Origin of the sequence: Arsenophonus sp. PmNCSU2021_1 (assembly GCF_036919435.1) — a bacterium.
In the GTDB taxonomy this organism is placed as follows: Bacteria; Pseudomonadota; Gammaproteobacteria; order Enterobacterales; family Enterobacteriaceae; genus Arsenophonus; species Arsenophonus nilaparvatae.
Genome location: NZ_JAZHPL010000010.1, coordinates 38,452 through 59,222 on the forward strand (window position 1 = coordinate 38,452; position 20,771 = coordinate 59,222).

The following is a 20,771-nucleotide window of genomic DNA, read 5'->3' on the forward strand; positions in this document are numbered from 1 at the left end:
CTATTTTAGGATAGGAGGATAAAGGTAAAACCATGCATTTAAGTAAAGAATTAACATTCTTGTTAAACCAAGAAGCGGATTGGCGTAATAGTACGATAAACTTAAACGCCTCAGAAAATTATACCAGCCCAATGATTAAAAAACTCATCGGCTTACATCCGAGTTATGATTTTTATGATTTCCCCCCTTCTGGAGGGATCATTGTGGGACCATGGTCCTTTTCTAATACGATTTACCTTCAAAATATCATAAATCATATTAATCAATTAAGTGAGAGTTTATTATGCTGTCCTACTTTAGATACTCGTGCTAAAGGAGGACAGGCAGCCGAAATAGCGGTATTAACCGGATTGGGAGATAGTAACGACCGAATCTTTTATGTACAAGAAAAAGATGGGGGACATTTTGGATTAAATTTTATCTGTAAAAAAATAGGGATTGTATTAACGCCAATTTGCTTTGATAACCAAAAATATCAAATAGATGTCGATAATACAATAAAAATAATGCGGAAAGTTTGGAAAAAGAAGCCTTCCAAAAAATTAATTATCCTAAGTCAAAGCTTTATTTTATGCCAACAACCCCTCAAGTATTTCGTGGAAAGGGTGAAAAACAGCTTTCCTGATACCGTGATCACTTATGATATTTCCCACACCTTAGGCCTTATTGTTGGTAAACAATTAATCAATCCAGTCACACAAGGTGTGGATATCATCCATGGAAGTACGCATAAGACTTTTCCTGGTCCACAAAAAGGCATCATAGGATTTCCTATCTCATGCAATGAAAATATCAAAAAAAATATAAACCACGCCTTATCCCCTGGGTTGCAATCTAACTGCGGGACATCAGAGGTATTAGCATTAGCTGCCACTTTAGAAGAGATGAAACTATATGGAAAAGACTATGCTCAAACAACTTGCCTACATGCAAAATATTTAGCGAATCTATTAGATTCATCCGGTTTAAGTGTTGCAGGAAAACAATTTGGGTTTACAGAAACCCATCAAGTATGGGTTACCATTGGTACTGAACAACAGGCATGGCAAGCCTGTGCTAAGCTGCACAATGCAGGAATACGTGTCTACCCTGCCAGTTTACCTTTTGTTAATAGTTGGGGGCTAAGATTAGGAACAAATGCAATGACGCGTTTAGGTTTTTCAAAAAATGAAATTAAAAAAGTGGGTCAATGGATGGTAGATATTCTACTTAATAACGTGGAGCCGGAAAAGGTATTCAAAGACGTTCAAAGTCTTATGCAAGAGTTTTCTATAAAAGATGTTCACTTTACCTTTAAAAGTTAACTGGGTATGCAGTATAGGGGTCAGTTTGGATATCGAAAATTATTGTACGTTAAGGCTATTTTTTAACCTTTTTCCTTTGACATGCCTCAGTCGACGAAACTTTCCTGATGCAGGTATTCGATTGCTTTTCCAGATATAATCACCAGTCAGATTGATGTGTTCCCAACCTAATGGTGACAAATGTGATAGTAATTGCTCGTTGAACTTAAGGCCTTTACGCTTCAGAGCATCGACCGCTCTTTCCATATAAACAGTATTCCACAGCGAAATAGCCGCTGTTAGCAGCGTTAGTCCACTCGCTCGATAGCTTTGATTTTCCGGTTTTCGATCCCTGATTTTGCCCAACCGATGCATGAATACTGCACGTGCCAGTGCGTTACGAGCTTCGCCTTTATTCAGTCCTGCCTATTCAGCATTCGCTCATGCAGCTCAATCACTTCGTCTGTCAGTGTGGCTCTGGCTTTTTCTATGACGCACAGGAGGATCGCATGACGACGGGCCTCTGAAAATCGGGTTAAATCCCGACTGCTCATTTTTCGACCTTCCCGTGCCAGTTTCAGCAAACGGTTCTGGTGAATGGTACGCTCGAGTCCCTCCATTGATTTTACATGGCGGCTGCAGTAGCCATGTAAGGCGGGAAGGTTGGCTATCTGAAGACTCAAGTAAACGATCTAGAGTCTCCCTATGAACCGCTGTTAACGGGGCATTCAAGGTATGAAAAACAATTTTATCACCGCCAGTAATAGCCTCTGCACAGGTGCGCTCCACGACATCAATCGCGGGAATTATCACGTTGTTTTTCCGGAGATAGACCAATAATTCTTCAGCCAGAAGAATACCTTTATCAGTTCGCGTCGCCATTGGCAGTAAATATGTAATGCAGTCCTGCTGTATTTTGTTGGTAAACGGTTTGACGCTAAGATAGAGGTATAGCTCGGTTAGATGCTCGCGTCGAGTTGTATACCTGCCTGAAAGATAAGCAGGCCAGAGATCTCCTGTGATTTTTAATTTGTTCGCGATTTGCTTCAGTAAGAAGTCCGACGGTGGAATTTTTTTATCTGGAGCAAAACCGACACTTTTCAGGTAGCAAAGAAGGACGGCAAACCCAAAACGATTAGCTGACTTACGGTGAGCATTGATAAGAGCCAGATCGTGCTCATTGAAATACGCCATTCGGGTCAGCATTAACTCATCGTCAGGTAATGCCAATAATGATTCTCTTTCCAATAGAGAAAGAATCTGCCTCCTTGCCCTAAAATTTCCTCGTTAATTATTTACCACTGTTATTTTTAACAAAATGTTATCGCATAAGGGTACACCCTGACACCATAATCAAAACGTGACGGCAAACGATGAATGACATAACCTATATGCGATAGATTAAATGCAACAACCTAAATGCGATAATACGGGATGAAAATGTTTATTCGAGCTTATTTAAGGGCATCAACGGAAGATCAATTTGCTGATCGGGCAAAAGAAATGTTGGAGCAGTTTGTTCAGGAACGAGGGCATCAAATAGCCAGCTACTACCGTGAAAATATCAGCGGTACAAAACTCGACCGCACAGAACTGGGACGCTTACTGATGGAGAGTCACCGTAATGATATTTTACTGGTTGAGCAAATAGACCGATTGACACGATTGAGCAATAGTGACTGGATAACGTTGAAAAAACAAATTGAACAACATGAGTTGCGAATCGTCAGTCTGGATGTTGTCAATGCCAACTTAATTCTGATCCACTTTGCTAAAGTAAAACTGATCCACCCCCTTTAATTTACTCGCTAAGTTCCGGTTTCAATTTTTTATGTAGCTGACCGCTTTTTAGCTTGTCTTTTAACCGATAACTTTGTCCACTAATCTGTACAATATGTGCATGGTGCAGCAATCTATCCAGCATAGCCGCTGTTAGCGTCTCATCGTCACCAAATGTACTTGACCACTGAGCAAAAGACAGATTACTAGTTAAGAGCACACTACCCGCTTCATATCGCTTTGCCACCACCTGGAAGAACAGGTTTGCTTCTTCCTTGCCAAAAGGTAAATAGCCAACTTCATCGATAATCAATAGTCTAGGTTTACTGATAACTCGGGTAAGATATCCTTTAAGCACGAGTTTCGCACAAAACTAATTTGGGTACGCTAATAAAACACGGATTTGCTCAGTAATAGCACTTTTGATTACGTCCCAATTTTGTTGATAAAGGGTTATTTTTTCAGATATACGACGTTTATGTTGTTCAAACCACGCAGAAATAGCGAGAAAAATATGATTTCTTTGCGCTCGGCTCGTGCGAGCCTGACAGCGTTCAATACCACAGTTTTGTTTAACTTCTCGATGATAAACTTCAACAGACCAACGGGCATCCATGATAGATTTGAGGTATTGACGGGTGGGATTCTCTTTGTTTGTTACTATGTAATCAATACGGCCGTTTTTGGCTGTAAATTTGAAAACGGTTACCCAACCATATCCTCGCAAGTGTATTGACGTTCCTTCTTCTGAGATGTCTAACTTGTTCAGTTGTTTGTTATGGTTAACAATCCTATTTTTCCTCAGCGTGGTTACCCAGATCCAACCATGAGAGCGAATTGATTTCAGGTTATCCAGGCTAGAATACCAAGCATCCATCACTACCGCTTCTGGCATGATCCCTCTTTTTTTAGCAAGAGTGAGCATTTCGGAAAAGTGCGTGTTTTTTGTTTTTCCATCAGAATCTTTATCATAAATACGATAATTGATAGGAATTGATTCAACCTTCGTCAGATCATGCCAAAGCAAATTAACTAAACCTATGCCAGCAATAACATCATGTTCATTACCTGAATATTGATAATGGACCATCTCTATCACGAGTTTCGCACCAATAAAAAAACGCTCTATTTTTAAGTTTAATTCAGCATAATATGTAAATAGATAAAACCTTATAAATTAAATATAACTTATTGTAAATTAAGTGAATTTATGCATTTCAGTAACTTGCAGATTAATCATTACTTTTAAGCCATTTCTAGAATTTTATAGGCCTGTGCGAAACTCGTGTCTATTTTTTTACTACATGTTTTGGCAATCAATGTATCATCGGCAATTAGTACGCAAGGGCTTTTTTTGTCTATAGAAGGTTCAACTAATCGCCATAGGTCTTTAGGTCTAAAACATCTACTTTTTAGCCATCGGCTAACAGTGTCATGAGATAAAGGCGATGGGCTTACTTCTGATAACGCTAAACCAGAGTATCTTAAACTGCTTACTTGTAAGAATGTTTTATAGATATCTTTAATACATGGATAACCCGACAAAATATGAACACCCTGATTTTTTCTTGTTTTTAAATTTATACTTCTTTTTTGGAGATTGCGAAACTCGTGACCAACAGGGGAAGTAGCAGAAGGTAAAGGTTATGGTAAAACGAATAATAACGATGAGACGACGTTAGCCCATTCCTTTTGTGCATCTCAGTATGGCACTTATGGCTCTGTTGGCTTTTCAGATGAGTTTGTTGTGACGGATAGATGTAAACCCGTTTTTAAAGAGGATAAATTTTTAGGTTGGGTGGGTAGCGGCGCTTATTCTGACATGAATAATCCACCTGATTTTCCTGATACGGGAATATTTAGTGTTGTACCTAATCCCGATTATGCCACTTCAGATTCGGTTTCTGCTAAAGATAAGGTCGAATATAATCTTAATTATTTAGCGCTTCATCCGGATTTGGATTTAGCCAGATATCCGTTACCTGTTTATTCTAATTTACCGCTTTCTTCACCGTCAGGGAGTGATTCAATAAATTTAGGGAGTACAATCCATTCCGTTGATACAGGTTCGCGTATTGCAGGAAGTTCAGTGAATACCGAGAGTGCCACGCATTCATTATCTTCATCAGGAACCCGTCAATCGGGTGTCAGTTCATATTCGGGCGCTGCTTCAAATTTTGGGCAATCTTCTGGCTCAACAGGTAACGGGCAAGGAACCGATTTATCGCATCCTGATAATAATGAGCCGGATTTAGATTCACCGACGGTAGAATCAATATTATCGCCATTACAGCATCTTTTTCCATTTTTGGAAAATTTCAATTTGCCGGAACGGGCAGCGTCATGTCCAGTAGCGACTTTTGAGGTGTTTGAGCAGCGTTTTGTCATTGACGCTCATTGTACCTTGTTTGAAAGCATTCGTGGTTTGTTAACCCTGTTTTCAATGATTCACGAGTTTCGCACAGGCCTATAAAATTCTAGAAATGGCTTAAAAGTAATGATTAATCTGCAAGTTACTGAAATGCAAAAATTTACTTAATTTACAATAAGTTATATTTAATTTATAAGGTTTTATCTATTTACATATTATGCTGAATTAAACTTAAAAATAGAGCGTTTTTTTATTGGTGCGAAACTCGTGTGATTATCTGGTCATTTATGGGATTACGGATTGTATTGTCTTCTTAAGGGGATTAAGTGATGTATGCCTTGATTGTGTCCGCATTTAATTTTTTATTAGGGGTTTGTCTTTAGAACACTGACGATTAAATTTATTGTGTTTTCAGCGCTGTTTTTAGTGGTCACCGAATTTGTCCCTGTTTTATTAGCTTTACTACCCACGTCAACCAATTTACCGGAGTTGATTGGTCAACTTCCTGATAGTGTCTGGTATTTCATGAATCTGTTTGCGGTGATAACGGGGATGAAGATTGTGATTTCGGCTTATCTGACCCGTTTTATTGTGCGACGTATTCCGGTGATAGGGTGATGTATGGCAATTTCAGCTTATGTAGGTATCCCAAGAAGCGGTAAATCCTATGAAGTGGGTTGCCATGTTATTATTCCGGCTTTTATGAAAGGTCGCCGGATTGTCACGAATATCTATGGCATTTCAGCAGAAAAAATCAGGGTTTATTGTCTTGATAAAAAGAAAGCCGATGAGTATCAATTCGGTGAGATTATCTGCGTTGATAATGAACAGGTTAAAGAGGCTAATTTTTTTCCATTTAAAACAGAAACAGGTATAGCAGAAGACCCTTTTTGTCAGGCTGGCGATTTGATTTGCATTGATGAAGCGTGGCGCATTTGGGAAAACGACAGGATACCGCAACAACACCGCTCATTTATAGCTGAGCATGGTCATTTTGTGAATGAAGAAGGTATTACCTGTGATTTAGTGGTATTAAATCAATCGGTGGCCAATTTACCGCGTTTTATCAAAGATAGGATTGAGACGACTTACAGAATGACCAAACTGGTGGCGTTAGGGTTACGAAATCGCTATCGGGTCGATGTTTATTCAGGAATTAAACTGTTTAAAAACAACCGTACTTCATCTTATCAGTGAAGTTATGACAAGGCGATTTTTCCACTTTATCATTCTTATGAAGGGGGGCAAGGACAAGAGCAGGTGGTGGATAAGCGCCAGAGTATTTTTAATCAATCTAAATTCTGGTTATTAACATTAGGACTGTTGTTGCTGGTCATAGCCTCCGTTTATTTTCTTTATCAATTTTTTGGTGGTAACGGGATAACGCCCAAAAATCAGCCTGTCTCTGAATCAGTTGATAAATCAAAGACTACCCAAAAATCACATCAAAATCCGTCGCCACAAAATTTATCGGCTCAATGGCGTATTGCTGGCAAGATTAGTCAGCGAGGGCAAGCATGGGTGGTGTTACTTAATCAGCAGGGGCAAATTCGGCTTGAGCCGTTATCGCAGTTTCGTTTTTATGGTTTGCGGATGACGGGCAACATTGACGGTGACGTTGTCACAACCTATTCGGGAGGCATGAAATGAAAAGGGCATGGATAGGGGTGTTGTTAACGGTAAGTCCCTTGTTAATGGCTAAAGGCGTGATGATGGAACTGGATAATGTGCCCTTACCGCAAGCGTTGAATGTGATTTATCGACAGGTTTTTGAACGTCCGTTTATGTTATCGCCAGAATTAATCAATGACCCTCGTAAAGTGACTTTTCGTATTACGCCAGAAATTGATGAACGGGCTTTCATTAAGCGTTATTTGAATAATTTACAGATTGCCATTCATGAACGTAATGGGATTGATTATTTAGTTTCTTTTACGCCAAAAACACCCATAGTACTCAGGGAAACCTATGTCTATCAGCCCCGTTATCGCTCAGTAGAGTATTTATCGGATTTATTACGCAGCCAGTTTGACGGTAATTTTAATTCGCCTCGTAGTGGTATTTCAGTGGGGCAAACCGCACCAGAAAAAGCCGTGGCGGGGACGGCTTCGGATTTCCTGAACCGGACAGGCGATGTACTGGTTTATTATGGTACTAAAGCCGATATTGCCTGATTAAAAGTATTGTTACCTAAAATCGATACCGTGACGGATGAGGTTGTCGTTCCTGCCTATGTTTTTGAAGTGCAAACCGCTGAACGTAATGGGTCAGGTTTGGCATTGGCTGCCAAATTGGTTTCCGGTAAATTTAATGTTGGTATCGGTAAAGAGACAGGATTTGATAATTTTATTCGCTTTAATTTAGGTTCATTAGATGCGTTATATGAATTGTTCCGGACTGATAGCCGTTTTCATGTGGTGAGTTCGCCCAGACTACGGGTGAAAAATGGGGCGCAAGCATCATTTTCTGTCGGCTCTGATGTACCTGTGTTAGGTAAGGTAAGTTATGCCGATAATAAGCCTGTTCAGTCGATAGAATATCGTTCCAGTGGGGTTATCTTAAATGTAAGTCCGCAAATCCGGCAACAGGGTGTTGATTTAACCATTGACCAGCAATTATCAAATTTTGTCAAAACTGAGACGGGCGTGAATAACAGTCCAACCTTGATTAAACGTCAGGTCAATACGCAAGTGAGCGTTGCTGATGGTGATATTATCTTATTAGGTGGTTTGGCTGAAAATAAAGTGACCGAAGCCGATACCGGATTTTCATTTTTGCCGAAGGGCTGGTTTACGGGGGCGTCGGCAGAAAATAATAAAACCGATATCGTACCACAGCGTTAGCAAGGAACGCGGTCTGTCTGAAGAGGCGAACCGACGTAGCCGATAAGAGAATAAAATGTCGGTTTTGGTGTATTACATGTTGTTTGTTAAGCGTTAAGTTGTTTTTTAGCGCTGTATAGCCAGAATTCCGATCTGACTATACAGCTATCACATAAACCTAACTTGGAGGTCTATATGACTGTGTTCGATCCTACTCAATATCCGGAATTACGCAATCTTTTTCCTGAATTAACCCCAGTGCAGTTTGAAATGGCATTGTTATTTGCTTTTGGTATTCCGCAAAAGGAAATCTCCGTATTGCGTTCAGTAGCTTATAAAGTGGTGAGACAGACGATAACGGAAGCCAGAATGAAATTTGAGCCAGCGTCATTAACCGGATTATTAACGGTATTTCATGTTTGATTGATGTTATTTGCTTTGTATGATTGCCAGCAAGGTATTCGGAAGACATAAAAAAGGCGGTCAATATAGGTGCGTTAAACGCACCTAGGGTATTTTATTCGATGAGATAATATCAATGCGGTATTAGGTCATAACTTCTAAAATCAATTATGAAATACCGCCACTTCTGATTTTGAGTCGCATCACACCAACATCAGGGAAACCCGCTTCTTCATGGCGGGATTTTTTTATTTCTGCTTCCCCACAATTAAAAAATCCCAGAACAGGTATAGGTTATTATCAGTTGGTATATATACAATGGTGTTGCAGTACGTAAATCGGGGGTTGTGATTATACCGATCGTAAGTTTTGAGTATAATACCTGATATTAAATATCAATAAGTACAATTAAAATAAAAATTAACTTAAATTAATAGGAATATTATTTCATGAATAATATAAATGTTTTTTCACCTATTCCCTCATCAGAAAGACAAGATCTCAATATTATTAATAATGCTCCTGTTATTAAATCACCGTTACCGCAATCTCCTATACCGCATGAAATATTATTAAATATGGTAGGTGAGAAAAAAACCGGGAAAATCACCTATCAGCAGGCAGACGAGGCTTTAGGAAGGGTGTTAACTGTTTTCCACAACACAGAGAATCTGACTCTAAAAAATATCGAGAAAGTGTCAATTAACGATTTATTTTTACTCTCATCAACCCTTAGTTTAGAGATATTCGGTGATACGGCAAATTCAGTCGCTAAGGCCAGTAAATTGATGACGGATACTCAAGCGTTTTTACGTGATCAAAACGTTAAGGCGTTTCAAGAAGAATTGGTAAAAAAAATTGAGCAATCCGAAAAAAATAAATGGTTAGTTCTTTTCGATTGGGTAGTTGGTGTGGCTGAAATAGCTTATGGCGCGGTGTTGACTTTTCTTGGACAACCCGCAGGTCCAGTTTATATCGCCGCTGGTGTGGCAGGTATAGTCAAAGCTATTGCTGAAACAGCAATATATTTTGGTATAGGTGATAAAGAAATGTGGCAAAAAGTTGCTGATGCAGCATTTTACGTGCAAACAGTACTTGAAGTTGGTGCAGTTATTTTAGATGTTTGCAAAGCTGGAGCATTAGTAACGTTGGGTAGAGGGATCATGAAAGGAACACAAATTATTTTAACAGAGATGATCCCCCAATTAACTCAAGCAGTTTTAAAGAACTCAATAAAGGAAGGTTTTAAAGCAATGAAGGCACTCGCTGAGAAATTTTATGAGATGTTTGTTCGTGAAATAATGCCTTATATTACAAAACTTAAATCACCTAAAAACGCTATAGAAGCAGGTGCTACCATTTTGAATGACGTGACTAATGGTGGTCTAGCTATTGCTAAAGGGAGTATTTATTTAGATAAAGCTGGACTTCAAAAAGAGATTGAAGAGTTAATGCTTGAGCAGAATTTCTTTGAATTTTGTTTTGACTGGTATGATAAAATGAAAGAACAGCAACAAAAAACGCTTAAAAATCTTGTAGATAAGCAAGCCGATAGTTTGGAAGGCGCTAGTAAAAACATAAGTGAGACAGGGATGTTACAGGCACGTATTGCTAGCTCGATTGTTTAGTAATTTAGTTTTCTTAGTAACAAATATTTTTAAAATGTCCGTCAGGACATGGAAGGCGGCAGATTGAAATCGCAAAGATAACCGACTGCAAAACCGCCGAAGCCAGGGGGGACTTATCGGGTAGCAAGGAACCCCCGCGTTAGCGCTCCTGCTAAGCCATCTTTTTACGATAAATAAAGCGACTGAGTAGTTTGAGGGTCGAAGAAAAGCGAATCGTTTAGCGATATTTTGTTTGTTTTTTAATTTCACACCAAATCAATAAAATGATTATTCCTAGATTAATATTCCATAATATACCATTAAGGTTCGCACAAGAGCCTGTACATAAATTTGTGTAATTGCCTGATTTTGATATGTTCAATCCAGCATCAAATGAAGGTTAATTTATGGACGAAAAACAATTGCAGGCTCTGGCTAATAAATTGGCCAAAAATCTCAAAACCCCTGACGATCTCAGCCAGTTCGATCGTCTGCTGAAGAAAATCAGCGTTGAGGCGACTCTCAACGCCGAAATGTCCCACCATCTGGGCTACGATAAAAATCAGCCCAAACCGGGTGCCAACTCCCGCAACAGCTATTCCACAAAGACCGTTACCACCGGCGATGGTCCTCTGGAACTACGCACTCCGCGCGATCGTGACGGTTCCACGAGTTTCGCACAAAACTAATTTGGGTAAGCTAATAAAACACGGATTTGCTCAGTAATAGCACTTTTGATTACGTCCCAATTTTGTTGATAAAGGGTTATTTTTTCAGATATACGACGTTTATGTTGTTCAAACCACGCAGAAATAGCGAGAAAAATATGATTTCTTTGCGCTCGGCTCGTGCGAGCCTGACAGCGTTCAATACCACAGTTTTGTTTAACTTCTCGATGATAAACTTCAACAGACCAACGGGCATCCATGATAGATTTGAGGTATTGACGGGTGGGATTCTCTTTGTTTGTTACTATGTAATCAATACGGCCGTTTTTGGTTGTAAATTTGAAAACGGTTACCCAACCATATCCTCGCAAGTGTATTGACGTTCCTTCTTCTGAGATGTCTAACTTGTTCAGTTGTTTGTTATGGTTAACAATCCTATTTTTCCTCAGCGTGGTTACCCAGATCCAACCATGAGAGCGAATTGATTTCAGGTTATCCAGGCTAGAATACCAAGCATCCATCACTACCGCTTCTGGCATGATCCCTCTTTTTTTAGCAAGAGTGAGCATTTCGGAAAAGTGCGTGTTTTTTGTTTTTCCATCAGAATCTTTATCATAAATACGATAATTGATAGGAATTGATTCAACCTTCGTCAGATCATGCCAAAGCAAATTAACTAAACCTATGCCAGCAATAACCTCATGTTCATTACCTGAATATTGATAATGGACCATCTCTATTTTTTTACTACGTGTTTTGGCAATCAATGTATCATCGGCAATTAGTACGCAAGGGCTTTTTTTGTCTATAGAAGGTTCAACTAATCGCCATAGGTCTTTAGGTCTAAAACATCTACTTTTTAGCCATCGGCTAACAGTGTCATGAGATAAAGGCGATGGGCTTACTTCTGATAACGCTAAACCAGAGTATCTTAAACTGCTTACTTGTAAGAATGTTTTATAGATATCTTTAATACATGGATAACCCGACAAAATATGAACACCCTGATTTTTTCTTGTTTTTAAATTTATACTTCTTTTTTGGAGATTGCGAAACTCGTGTTATTCTGTCTGTCGTTAAAGTCAATGACATTAACTTGTATACATCATCACTAGGATTAGCTAACTCACTAGAGATTCTTACTGGTAAAAAATGGGATTATTTTAAACTAACCATTTATATAGGACTAACGGGCACTTTGTTATCTATGATGGGTATATTAAATCATTTCGTTGATTTCCTTTCCATGATGGGCGTAATTTTCCCACCAATAGCTGGTGTGATGTTGGTTGATTATTATATTTTGAAGACAAGTAGAAAGTTGTTAGATAAAACCAGAGAACAAGGATTATTACCTGACGATTCATCGACGCCTATCATTGCCTGTATTCTAGGCACTATTGTTGGTGTAGTATTAAAATTTGGCATCCCCTCCTTAAACTCTATTTTCGTGGCTGCAATAGCTTATTGTATTTTAATGAAAATACAGGACTACAATATAACACGAGTTTCGCACAGGCATATAAAGTTCTAGAAATGGCTTAAAAGCAATGGTTAATCTGCAAGTTACTAAAACACATAAATTTTATTAAATTACAATAATTTGTATTTAATTTATAAGGTTTTGTCTATTTATATATCATGCTGAATTAAACTTAAAAATAGCGCGTTTTTTTATTGGTGCGAAACTCGTGTATAAAACAAAAAACCACTTAACGTGGGTGTACACCTGTGTCGGCATACGTCCATCCAGAAAGCGTTATAAGCTCCGCCTTGATGGCAAAAATCAAGGCTACCGGCGATCAACCCGTTATTCCGTCGCTAATTTTTAGCAGCGAAATAACGAGTCATGCAGCATGACTACATCGTTTTCCGCCATACTACGGATCGCCGATACCGATTTGTTAAAGAGCAGGCGCAACCATTCAGATAACAGGCAGCTCTACCAACACTGGATGTTTTCAGAATCAGGTCACCCGGAAAACGTGGGTAAGGAAAGATGATGACAGAAAATTTTGGGGTCGGGCATCGGCCAAAGGATGATTTTTTGGTTAAGTTTTAACCAAACACGAGTTTCGCACCAATAAAAAAACGCGCTATTTTTAAGTTTAATTCAGCATGATATATAAATAGACAAAACCTTATAAATTAAATACAAATTATTGTAATTTAATAAAATTTATGTGTTTTAGTAACTTACAGATTAACCATTGCTTTTAAGCCATTTCTAGAACTTTATATGCCTGTGCGAAACTCGTGCCAAAAAGAAAAGCTACCAAAGCAATTTATGCGTTGATAGCTTATATCTAGTTAACGGTTAATTTATTTATAGCAATGAAAACGGCGACAATGACAACAGCAGCATGAACAGCTTTTATGTCCATTGACGATAAAGAAAAACATTGGCTTCAATTCTGAATTACTATCAACATTAATTTTTTCCATAGCATTACTTAAATGTGATTTAACTGTGCTAACTGATATATTTAAGTACAATGCAACTTTATTTCTATTCCACCCATTACAGTAAAGAGAAAGCACCTTAACTTCTTTCCATGATAGATATGGGAATATCTCAGCATAAAATGCAAAATCGGCATCACTTAATTTTCTCATTACTTCCTCCTGTCGAGTTAGCGTAACCGTCAGAGCACATCTCTCTGACGACGAGTCTTAAACGCTAATGACCTGACAACCCGAAGGCAGTAGTTGGGAAGGAATATAATCACGAGTTTCGCACCAATAAAAAAACGCTCTATTTTTAAGTTTAATTCAGCATAATATATAAATAGAAAAAATCTCATAAATTAAAAACAACTTATTGTAATTTAAATAAATTTATATGTTTTAGTAAGTTACAGGTTAATCATAGTTTTGAAGCCATTTCTAGAATTTTATATTCCCGTGCGAAACTCGTGCTTCTTTTTTCCCTTTTTCTCGCTTCCTCGAAGCTTCTGCTTGTGGGGTATTTTGATTCCTACTCTTGAAGATCACTTTATCGGTTGATGTGTCTAAAAATATTTCATAATCAGGAAGATCATTAACCTTAATGAGTTGCTTTATATCAAATCTAAACTTCCTGAGTTCTCTCGAAGAACCGGTTTTTCGGTGAAGCTTATCAAGACAAATAGTAAATTCATGCTGATTACCACAATGTTTACGGGCAATTTCATACAAACGTCTATCGATTGCTTTACGAATACGGAAGTAGTCGGGACTAATTTGTAACACTTTAGTTTTTGTTATGGCCTGATAAAGCCAATCTGGTAAAGTTACTTCAACCATTCCAATTTCAAGTTTACCTTTTTGTTTTTCAACAATCCTCCAACTATCTATTAGTCCAAATTCAATTGTTTCCTGTTCTTCTTCCGAATAAATAATATTGGTTTTAATTGTTGTTCCTTTAAGGCGTGATAATGATTTTTCTAACTCTTTATAAGTTCTTCCGCCTATTTCTCGATTAGTCATGACAAAAAAATCATACGGAGTAAAAGCAATAGTTCGGCTTATTGGTTGATTATTATTAATCGCTTCTTGCAATTTTGAAATAGCATAGATCCAAATATCTTTATCAAAAATAGTAGCTAATCCAAGTGAATTAGATCTTACTATTACAGTGACATTCCCATTTCTATATTCCCTATCTTTCGTATCGCCGCCTTTCAAAGCAAAAAATGGATGATCCATGCTGGCAATTTCATCCCGAAAGGTTGAAATATTAAACTCATCGGCAATAAAAAACTCCAGTTGCTTATGTTTATAAGGGCGTAATGTTTTCAAATTGCGTTTTCCTATTTTCTTTGTATGATCAGCCATAGCCTATTTCCTAGAGTGTTTAGGATTGTTGGTTAGAGCGGTTGAAGTACCCAAATATTTCAACCGCTTGGATTTTGGGATTTACGGACACCATAAAATAATGGGATTTACGGACAAAGGCGATTTTTTTCTTAGTATAATCAAATCGTTACACCATGTTTTTTGGCCTTTAACTATTAACTACGCGCGCGAGGCTGACCTGTGGATAACTTTTTATCCAATAAAACTCTAACCGAAAAATATGTTACTACTGAGTGACCGTATTTCTTTTTTGCAATTGTGATATTCCGCTTCCTCGTCTGCTCACTCGCTTCGCTCGGTCACAGACTTTCGGCGAGCGTAGAAGATTTAATTAAAAAGATTTTTTGGGTTAATTAACACTGAAACATTGCACTATTCAATTACTACCGCTAGCATCACTAGGATTAACGTATTTATTAATTCAGGTACATAATGAACAAAACAGAACTCATTAATCAAATTGCTGAAAAAGCCGACTTAACCAAAAAGGATTCGGAAAAGGCACTGAACGCTTTCATCGAAACTGTGACAGAAGCGCTAAAGGCAGGAGATGAAATTCAACTTGTTGGTTTTGGTAGCTTTCAAGTTAAGCCAAGAGCAGCAAGGGAAGGATGCAATCCACAAACAGGCAAGGTCATACAGATTGCTGCTGCAAACGTACCCAGTTTTAAAGCGGGTAAAACGTTGAAAGAAGTGGTCAAATAAAATGACCGAAATTGATGTACGAATTAAAACACCTGTACGGAACATAATTTCCCTATTTTTGTACAGGTGTTTTGTGGCGTGCCCGAAACCGAACGTTTTTGTACAGCAAAATCACCTATCAGAAACTGAAAATCGTTAAATCTAATCATTTTTGAAAATTAAAACAGAAACACCCGTCATAACCATCACTAAAACGCGCTGTAATCGATTCTGAGCAACTTTCTCGATAAAAACGTAATATTCGTACAACAAAGATTTTATCGGTTCTTAAAATGTGTTATCGGGCGTTTTAACTTTAATGCTAACGTCAAACGCAGTATCAAAACTGCACAAATTTCCCTAAAACACCTATTCAATCAATTTCTGGTAAACTCATAGCATTGAGTTATGCAGGAGAAGATTTTGATAAATCCAACGCCAGAACAACAAGCCGTCATTGACTGGCAGGGCGAGAAGCTCGTTGTTAATGCTTTTGCCGGAACAGGAAAAACTTCAACCTTAGTGAAATATGCCGAAAAGCATCCCGAACTCCGGATGCTCTACATCGCGTTTAATTGCTCAGTGAGGGAAGAAGCAGACGAAAAATTTCCCGCTAATGTGCTTTGTAAAACATCCCATCAACTGGCATGGCCTGGTTTTGGTAGAAATTATGCTAATCGATTAACCCATTCTCTGCGGCTTTTGGATATTGCTAATGCTACTCAGAGTGATGACTGGGTATACGTAAAAGCGATTCAGGACGCCTTAAAGAATTTTATGTGCAGTGTGGATAGTCAGATTATGTTACGCCACTGTCCATCAATATTGATGGGGGAAGTTAAAAAATCATTTACCGCTCATGATGTCGTCAGACAAAGTGAACAACTCTGGCATCGGATGATTCACCTTGCTGATAATTTCCCCGTTATTCATGATATGTATTTGAAGCTGTACCAGCTCTCCCAACCTAACCTTTCTCATCGTTTTGATGTTATTTTGTTTGATGAAGCGCAGGACGCCAATCCGGTTACTCACGATATTGTGTTTCGTCAAACCACGAAGTTAATGATGGTGGGTGATGCCCATCAACAGATTTATCGTTTTCGAGGGGCGGTCGATGCATTAAATGCCCCTTCGCTTAGTGATGCTGACCGGCTCTGGTTAACCCATAGCTTTCGCTTTGGTGCCTGTATTGCCGATATGGCGAATGCATTACTGACAATGAACGGTGAAACGCATCAGGTGGTTGGCAGAGGTGAAAAAGATGAAATCCTAATTGATATCCCTAAGCAAGGTTTTCCTCACCGCGGCATCCTCAGTCGAACGGTAGCAGGCGTAATTGGTTCAGCGCTGGAAGCCAGTAGCAAAAAAGCGACCATCTATTGGGTCAATGGAATTGATGCTTATCGTATCGATGAATTAATTAACCTTCACTGGTTTTCACTCGGTAAACGAAAGAAGATGAGTAACCAACGGCTTTACACGGAATATCGTAATTATGCGAATTATAAACAGATGGCGAATGCCAGTGGTGACCAGGAAATGTTGCAATCTATCAAAATCATTGAAAAATTTACGCCATTACCAAAGAAAGTGGAGGTTTTACGTAAACGAACGGTAGACACTGAAGATGAAGCCAGTATTACCGTTACCACTGCCCACCGAGCAAGGGATTGGAATGGGACATTGTCGAAATCAATAATGACTTTCCGAATAATCTCTTTGACCCTAATATGGACAAAGCAGCCTTTAGAGATGAAATCAATTTGCTGTATGTCTCAGCGACCCGAGCGAAGAAAACACTTATCATCAACAAATTGTTGGTAAATATTCTGGCCAACGTTGCTGAGAATGAAAAAACGGCACAAGTTTAATTCAGAAATACCTCTAGAAACGCTTGTAATCGATTGTGAGCCATTTTCCTGTGATTAGCCAGATATGCCAGTAACAAAAAATAGACGCACCTGAGAAGATAGGGTGCGTTTTTGTATGGCTGGATTATGATGTATGAAATGTAATGAATAAATAGCGTATTTAATATAGCGGGTTTGTTTGTAATAATAAAAATAAATTTAAGACAAAAAGGAGCGATTATGCCACTCTCTATTCAAGGTAATTCTCCATTCCTATTCAATAGGACACTAAGCCATGAATCTGTTCAACGCGCTATTAATAGTTCATCAAAGGAAGAAGCTGCATATGTTGGAATATGGGAAAAAATTAAAGATTGGTTTTGTGGAACCAACACAAGTGAAGCATTGAAGCACATTTACGAGTTAACTCACAATAATGATAATTTAAGTAATCAAGAAATTTTTAAAAAAATAGTTTCTTTTTATAAGCTTAGTGAAATGGTATGTCCCGCTTATAAAGATAAATTCCAATTGTTTATAAAACAAGAAGAAAAAGAAAACTGGATTTTTACCTTTTCTATAACTGGAGTAATTGATGAACATCAATTGGTGTATGGAGAAAAAAATATAAAAAAAGATATTTGTGCTATCAAAGAATCAGCCTTAACCAATGAAAATGGATTCTTAGAGACCAACAATATTAAGAATGGTGAAAATGTTTTTAATGCTTTAGATAAAATACGTTATATGCCTAATGGTGAAATGAAAGGTATTTTAGCTCCAACTAAAGAAATTTATTTTTTAAATAAAAGAAATTTGCACTTGAATTTATTAAACGATTTTACAAAAGAAAAAATGGTACAAGAACAACGCATTATTCAGGAATGGGTTTCGTTACAAATGAAATGCTTCGATTATTACAATAACTCAGCCCAAAAATATATAGATGTGAATGAAGTTTTTGACACACGCCGGACACCTAAAGAATGGCTTTATGAAGCCTATATCCACTTACATGAAATTGAGAAAAAAGCAAAAAAAGAGGTAATAAAATTTTTAGCGGAGGAATTTAATAGTCTAGTTATTCGATTATATCAAAATCCTTTTAAAGAAAGATTTCTTAATTCTGATGAACTCCATAATCAACATCTTTATTCAGAACCAAACGAACCTATTTATGAAGATATGCAATTTAATTCATCAGAAACCTCATCTAATAAATATTATAAAGGACCAATAAATGGTGATATTTACGCAAAAGTAGATAAAAAAAATATTGATAAATCAGAATTACTCAAAGAAATAGATAATTTTATTTTAGAGAATAGTAAAAACTATCCATTAGGATATCGGCATGTTAGAAAGTACGCTTAAATCTTAAATGACTAGAAAATTTACCCCAACACCCCATGATGCTGTATTTCGCCAGTTTTTAAGTGAAAAAGAGACTGCGAAAGATTTTTTCGACATTTGGCTACCTGATGAGATTAAATCACTTTGTGATTTAAATAGCCTCAAAGTAGAATCAAGCTCTTTTATCGATAGTGAGATGAAAAATTACCAGAGTGATATTCTTTACTCAGTCAGCACCGCTAAGGGAAGCGGATATATCTATGTATTAATTGAAGCGCAATCTACGCCAGACAAACTCATTGCATGGCGACTCATGCGCTATAGCATGTCTGCGATGCAAAAACATTTAGACGCTGGACACAAGGAATTACCGTTAGTTTTCCCTATTCTGTTTTATACCTGTGAACAAAACCCTCATCCCTATAGCACGAATTGGTTGGACTGTTTTAGTGGGCGAGATATTGCTGAAAAAATATACACAAAACCGTTTAAGCTCGTCGATGTGACAACGCTAGAAGACGATGAAATTATGAAGCATAAACGAATGGCGTTGCTTGAATTAGTCCAGAAGCACATTCGCAGAAGGGATATGACCGAGCTTCTGAATGAAATTGTGACACTGCTGTCGTATAATTATTATACTGATAATCAAGTCATCACCATGTTTAATTATCTCATCCAAGAAGGTAACGCCAAAAAGCCAATGGAATTTATCACTGAGATAGCCAAACAACCAGAAAAACACGAGGGGGCACTTATGACAATCGCTCAACAAATTGAAGAAATAGGTATTCAAAAGGGTATTCAAATTGGTGAACAAAATGGGATGCAAAAGGGCGAAAAACAGGCTTCGATGAAGATAGCGCGCCAAATACTGGAAAGTGGTATGGATAGACAATCTGTGATGAAATCTACAGGTTTAAATGATACTCAAATGAGTAACCTGTTTAAAGATTAAACGATGATAGAACGCCAAAAATTAAGCCTCAATCGCCCTAGAAAGGCTTCACAAGAAGAGCAGCCCCAAAGTAACTCAGTTTACCGTAAAAAGGTCTGGGTGAATTCTGCGCCCAAAAAGCAGGCAAAAAAACCGAAACCCCAAAAGGTAGTAAAACAGCAGCCCAAGAAGCTGGTTGAAAAACCTAAACAGGAAGTGAAGGTTAAAATTCCAAAACCACCCATACCACCTAAAAAGCGATTGCTGTTAGATAAGGCTATTTCCCAGATAACCACGATTTGGCCTAATTTATTTCCTGAAAATCAATTGTGTCCCATGAAAATTGGCATCCAGCAAGATATGTGGCAGGAAGTGAAAGAAAAGGGCTTACCGATAGCGAGAAGGCGTTTAAGAGCCTGTTTAGGGAGTATTGGACATCACGCCGAATATCGTGCACTTATCCAGTTAGGGGCTAATCGTTATGACAAAAACGGTCAGGTGGTAGGAGAGGTTTCCCAGGCAGATGTTGACGATAATCTAAAACGTTTGGCCAGACTTAATAAATCGCATAAACAACCTGTTGATGGTTATGTTAGTCTGGCGTTGGGAAAATGATGCTCGCTGGTATAGCTAAGCGACATTATTTTGATTACAAAAATAGGTATTTTATCCAATATAAATTTAATGATGTAGAGCAATTATTTGTAATCATTTTTAAGTCGCTTAGCTATATGAAGCGGAACTCTGTTATGATTTATTTGGTGATTTATTGCTTATTCAGCGTTGGGGCGGATTGGGTAATCGACTTAATGGACAAAATACGAAAATTGTTTCTGATTTACTTACCGGAGTTGCACAGCTCCACGCGATTGACAGGCAGCGCCGGAAAAGAAAAAATCCTTATCATCGGGTAGAATAATCTTATATCCATTTTCTTTTTAATTTTACTTAATTTTTTTAATAAGCGATGACCAAACAAGAGCTAACAGCCTTAAATATGGCAGGTTTTATCAAAAGCCAAACTTTAATACTCTTAGATAAGCTCAATCAGCTTAATTTGGATGGTTGTGCAGATGAGTGCGAAGATTTGCACTACATGGCAGAAGCGCTTTATTTTAATTTAAAACAAACACTGGATAAATAAATTACACCAACGAAAAAATTGACTTAGTTGG

General features: G+C 37.9%; 19 protein-coding genes and 9 pseudogenes. 20 read left to right on the top strand and 8 right to left on the bottom strand.

All coding sequences use genetic code 11. The features are described 5' to 3' along the window. Positions 1–32: 32 nt before the first annotated feature. The gene (locus V3224_RS22690; RefSeq protein WP_334472859.1) at positions 33–1,304 is read left to right on the top strand and encodes a hypothetical protein; all 1,272 of its coding nucleotides are present in this window, start codon (positions 33–35) and stop codon (positions 1,302–1,304) included. Positions 1,305–1,343: 39 nt separating this feature from the next. Here V3224_RS22690 and V3224_RS22695 read toward each other — a convergent pair. Further along, positions 1,344–1,709: pseudogene (locus tag V3224_RS22695) on the bottom strand (Tn3 family transposase); the annotation flags it as partial. A 2-nt stretch (positions 1,710–1,711) separates the two neighbouring features. Then, positions 1,712–2,543 (bottom strand): annotated as a pseudogene (locus V3224_RS22700) (DUF4158 domain-containing protein); the annotation flags it as partial. A 180-nt stretch (positions 2,544–2,723) separates the two neighbouring features. On the opposite strand from V3224_RS22700, the pseudogene V3224_RS22705 reads away from it, so the two are divergent. Then, positions 2,724–3,023, top strand: a pseudogene (locus V3224_RS22705) (recombinase family protein); the annotation flags it as partial. A 61-nt stretch (positions 3,024–3,084) separates the two neighbouring features. Here the strand turns inward: V3224_RS22705 and V3224_RS22710 are convergent. From V3224_RS22710 to V3224_RS22720, 3 pseudogenes are all read right to left on the bottom strand, one after another. Then, positions 3,085–3,417, bottom strand: a pseudogene (locus V3224_RS22710) (ATP-binding protein); the annotation flags it as partial. An 18-nt stretch (positions 3,418–3,435) separates the two neighbouring features. Continuing rightward, positions 3,436–4,158: pseudogene (locus tag V3224_RS22715) on the bottom strand (IS701 family transposase); the annotation flags it as partial. Positions 4,159–4,305: 147 nt separating this feature from the next. Continuing rightward, a pseudogene (locus V3224_RS22720) lies at positions 4,306–4,607 on the bottom strand (hypothetical protein); the annotation flags it as partial. A gap of 202 nt (positions 4,608–4,809) precedes the next feature. Between V3224_RS22720 and V3224_RS22725 the strand changes: the two are divergent. The 9 genes and pseudogenes from V3224_RS22725 to V3224_RS22760 form a co-directional block, all read left to right on the top strand. Continuing rightward, positions 4,810–5,535, top strand: a complete 726-nt coding sequence (locus V3224_RS22725) for a hypothetical protein (RefSeq protein ID WP_334472861.1) — start codon at positions 4,810–4,812, stop codon at positions 5,533–5,535. A 227-nt stretch (positions 5,536–5,762) separates the two neighbouring features. Continuing rightward, a pseudogene (locus tag V3224_RS22730) lies at positions 5,763–6,051 on the top strand (DUF2523 family protein). A gap of 3 nt (positions 6,052–6,054) precedes the next feature. Then, on the top strand, positions 6,055–6,630 hold the full coding sequence (locus V3224_RS30260) for a zonular occludens toxin domain-containing protein (RefSeq protein ID WP_442890907.1): 576 nt from the start codon (positions 6,055–6,057) through the stop codon (positions 6,628–6,630). A 66-nt stretch (positions 6,631–6,696) separates the two neighbouring features. Beyond that, positions 6,697–7,083, top strand: coding sequence for a hypothetical protein (locus V3224_RS30265; RefSeq protein WP_334472820.1), 387 nt, complete (start codon positions 6,697–6,699; stop codon positions 7,081–7,083). Further along, complete coding sequence (locus V3224_RS22740; protein WP_334472818.1) at positions 7,080–7,607, top strand: hypothetical protein; 528 nt, start codon at positions 7,080–7,082, stop codon at positions 7,605–7,607. The genes V3224_RS30265 and V3224_RS22740 overlap by 4 nt, the downstream gene beginning before the upstream one ends. Positions 7,608–7,616: 9 nt before the next feature. Next, positions 7,617–8,276 carry a type II secretion system protein GspD gene (locus tag V3224_RS22745; protein WP_334472817.1) on the top strand — a complete coding sequence of 220 codons (660 nt, stop codon included), beginning with the start codon at positions 7,617–7,619 and terminating at the stop codon, positions 8,274–8,276. A gap of 174 nt (positions 8,277–8,450) precedes the next feature. Next, positions 8,451–8,678 (top strand): transcriptional regulator, encoded by a 228-nt coding sequence (locus tag V3224_RS22750; protein WP_334472815.1) that lies wholly within the window; start codon positions 8,451–8,453, stop codon positions 8,676–8,678. 428 nt (positions 8,679–9,106) lie between these two features. Continuing rightward, positions 9,107–10,285 (top strand): type III secretion system translocon subunit SctE, encoded by a 1,179-nt coding sequence (gene sctE, locus V3224_RS22755; RefSeq protein WP_334472814.1) that lies wholly within the window; start codon positions 9,107–9,109, stop codon positions 10,283–10,285. Positions 10,286–10,671: 386 nt separating this feature from the next. After that, positions 10,672–10,932: pseudogene (locus V3224_RS22760) on the top strand (transposase); the annotation flags it as partial. A 17-nt stretch (positions 10,933–10,949) separates the two neighbouring features. On the opposite strand, the gene V3224_RS22765 reads toward V3224_RS22760, so the two are convergent. Then, the gene (locus tag V3224_RS22765) at positions 10,950–11,924 is read right to left on the bottom strand and encodes an IS701 family transposase (protein WP_334472813.1); all 975 of its coding nucleotides are present in this window, start codon (positions 11,922–11,924) and stop codon (positions 10,950–10,952) included. On the opposite strand from V3224_RS22765, the gene V3224_RS22770 reads away from it, so the two are divergent. Both V3224_RS22770 and V3224_RS22775 read left to right on the top strand, forming a co-directional pair. Then, on the top strand, positions 11,909–12,466 hold the full coding sequence (locus V3224_RS22770; protein WP_334472862.1) for a cytosine permease: 558 nt from the start codon (positions 11,909–11,911) through the stop codon (positions 12,464–12,466). The two genes, V3224_RS22765 and V3224_RS22770, sit on opposite strands and share 16 nt — an antisense overlap. A 197-nt stretch (positions 12,467–12,663) precedes the next feature. Continuing rightward, positions 12,664–12,792 (top strand): hypothetical protein, encoded by a 129-nt coding sequence (locus V3224_RS22775; protein ID WP_334472864.1) that lies wholly within the window; start codon positions 12,664–12,666, stop codon positions 12,790–12,792. Between the two features lie 462 nt (positions 12,793–13,254). On the opposite strand, the gene V3224_RS22780 is transcribed toward V3224_RS22775, so the two are convergent. Then, positions 13,255–13,548 carry a helix-turn-helix domain-containing protein gene (locus V3224_RS22780; RefSeq protein WP_334472866.1) on the bottom strand — a complete coding sequence of 98 codons (294 nt, stop codon included), beginning with the start codon at positions 13,546–13,548 and terminating at the stop codon, positions 13,255–13,257. A 270-nt stretch (positions 13,549–13,818) separates the two neighbouring features. After that, complete coding sequence (locus V3224_RS22785; protein WP_334472868.1) at positions 13,819–14,748, bottom strand: replication initiator protein A; 930 nt, start codon at positions 14,746–14,748, stop codon at positions 13,819–13,821. Positions 14,749–15,201: 453 nt separating this feature from the next. Between V3224_RS22785 and V3224_RS22790 the strand changes: the two genes are divergently transcribed. From V3224_RS22790 to V3224_RS22815, 7 genes and pseudogenes are all read left to right on the top strand, one after another. Then, positions 15,202–15,474, top strand: coding sequence for an HU family DNA-binding protein (locus V3224_RS22790; RefSeq protein WP_334472870.1), 273 nt, complete (start codon positions 15,202–15,204; stop codon positions 15,472–15,474). Between the two features lie 387 nt (positions 15,475–15,861). Beyond that, a pseudogene (locus tag V3224_RS30270) lies at positions 15,862–16,509 on the top strand (DNA helicase); the annotation flags it as partial. Between the two features lie 617 nt (positions 16,510–17,126). Continuing rightward, positions 17,127–17,327, top strand: coding sequence for a hypothetical protein (locus V3224_RS30275; protein WP_442890910.1), 201 nt, complete (start codon positions 17,127–17,129; stop codon positions 17,325–17,327). Between the two features lie 219 nt (positions 17,328–17,546). Next, entirely contained in the window at positions 17,547–18,680 is a 1,134-nt protein-coding gene (locus tag V3224_RS22800; RefSeq protein ID WP_334472873.1) for a hypothetical protein, read from the top strand. A gap of 7 nt (positions 18,681–18,687) precedes the next feature. Next, positions 18,688–19,617, top strand: coding sequence for an Rpn family recombination-promoting nuclease/putative transposase (locus V3224_RS22805; RefSeq protein WP_334472874.1), 930 nt, complete (start codon positions 18,688–18,690; stop codon positions 19,615–19,617). Positions 19,618–19,620: 3 nt separating this feature from the next. After that, entirely contained in the window at positions 19,621–20,211 is a 591-nt protein-coding gene (locus V3224_RS22810) for a ProQ/FINO family protein (protein ID WP_334472876.1), read from the top strand. 352 nt (positions 20,212–20,563) lie between these two features. Continuing rightward, a complete protein-coding gene (locus V3224_RS22815) occupies positions 20,564–20,740 on the top strand; it encodes a Rop family plasmid primer RNA-binding protein (protein WP_334472878.1) in 177 nt (58 codons plus the stop codon). Positions 20,741–20,771: the final 31 nt, after the last annotated feature.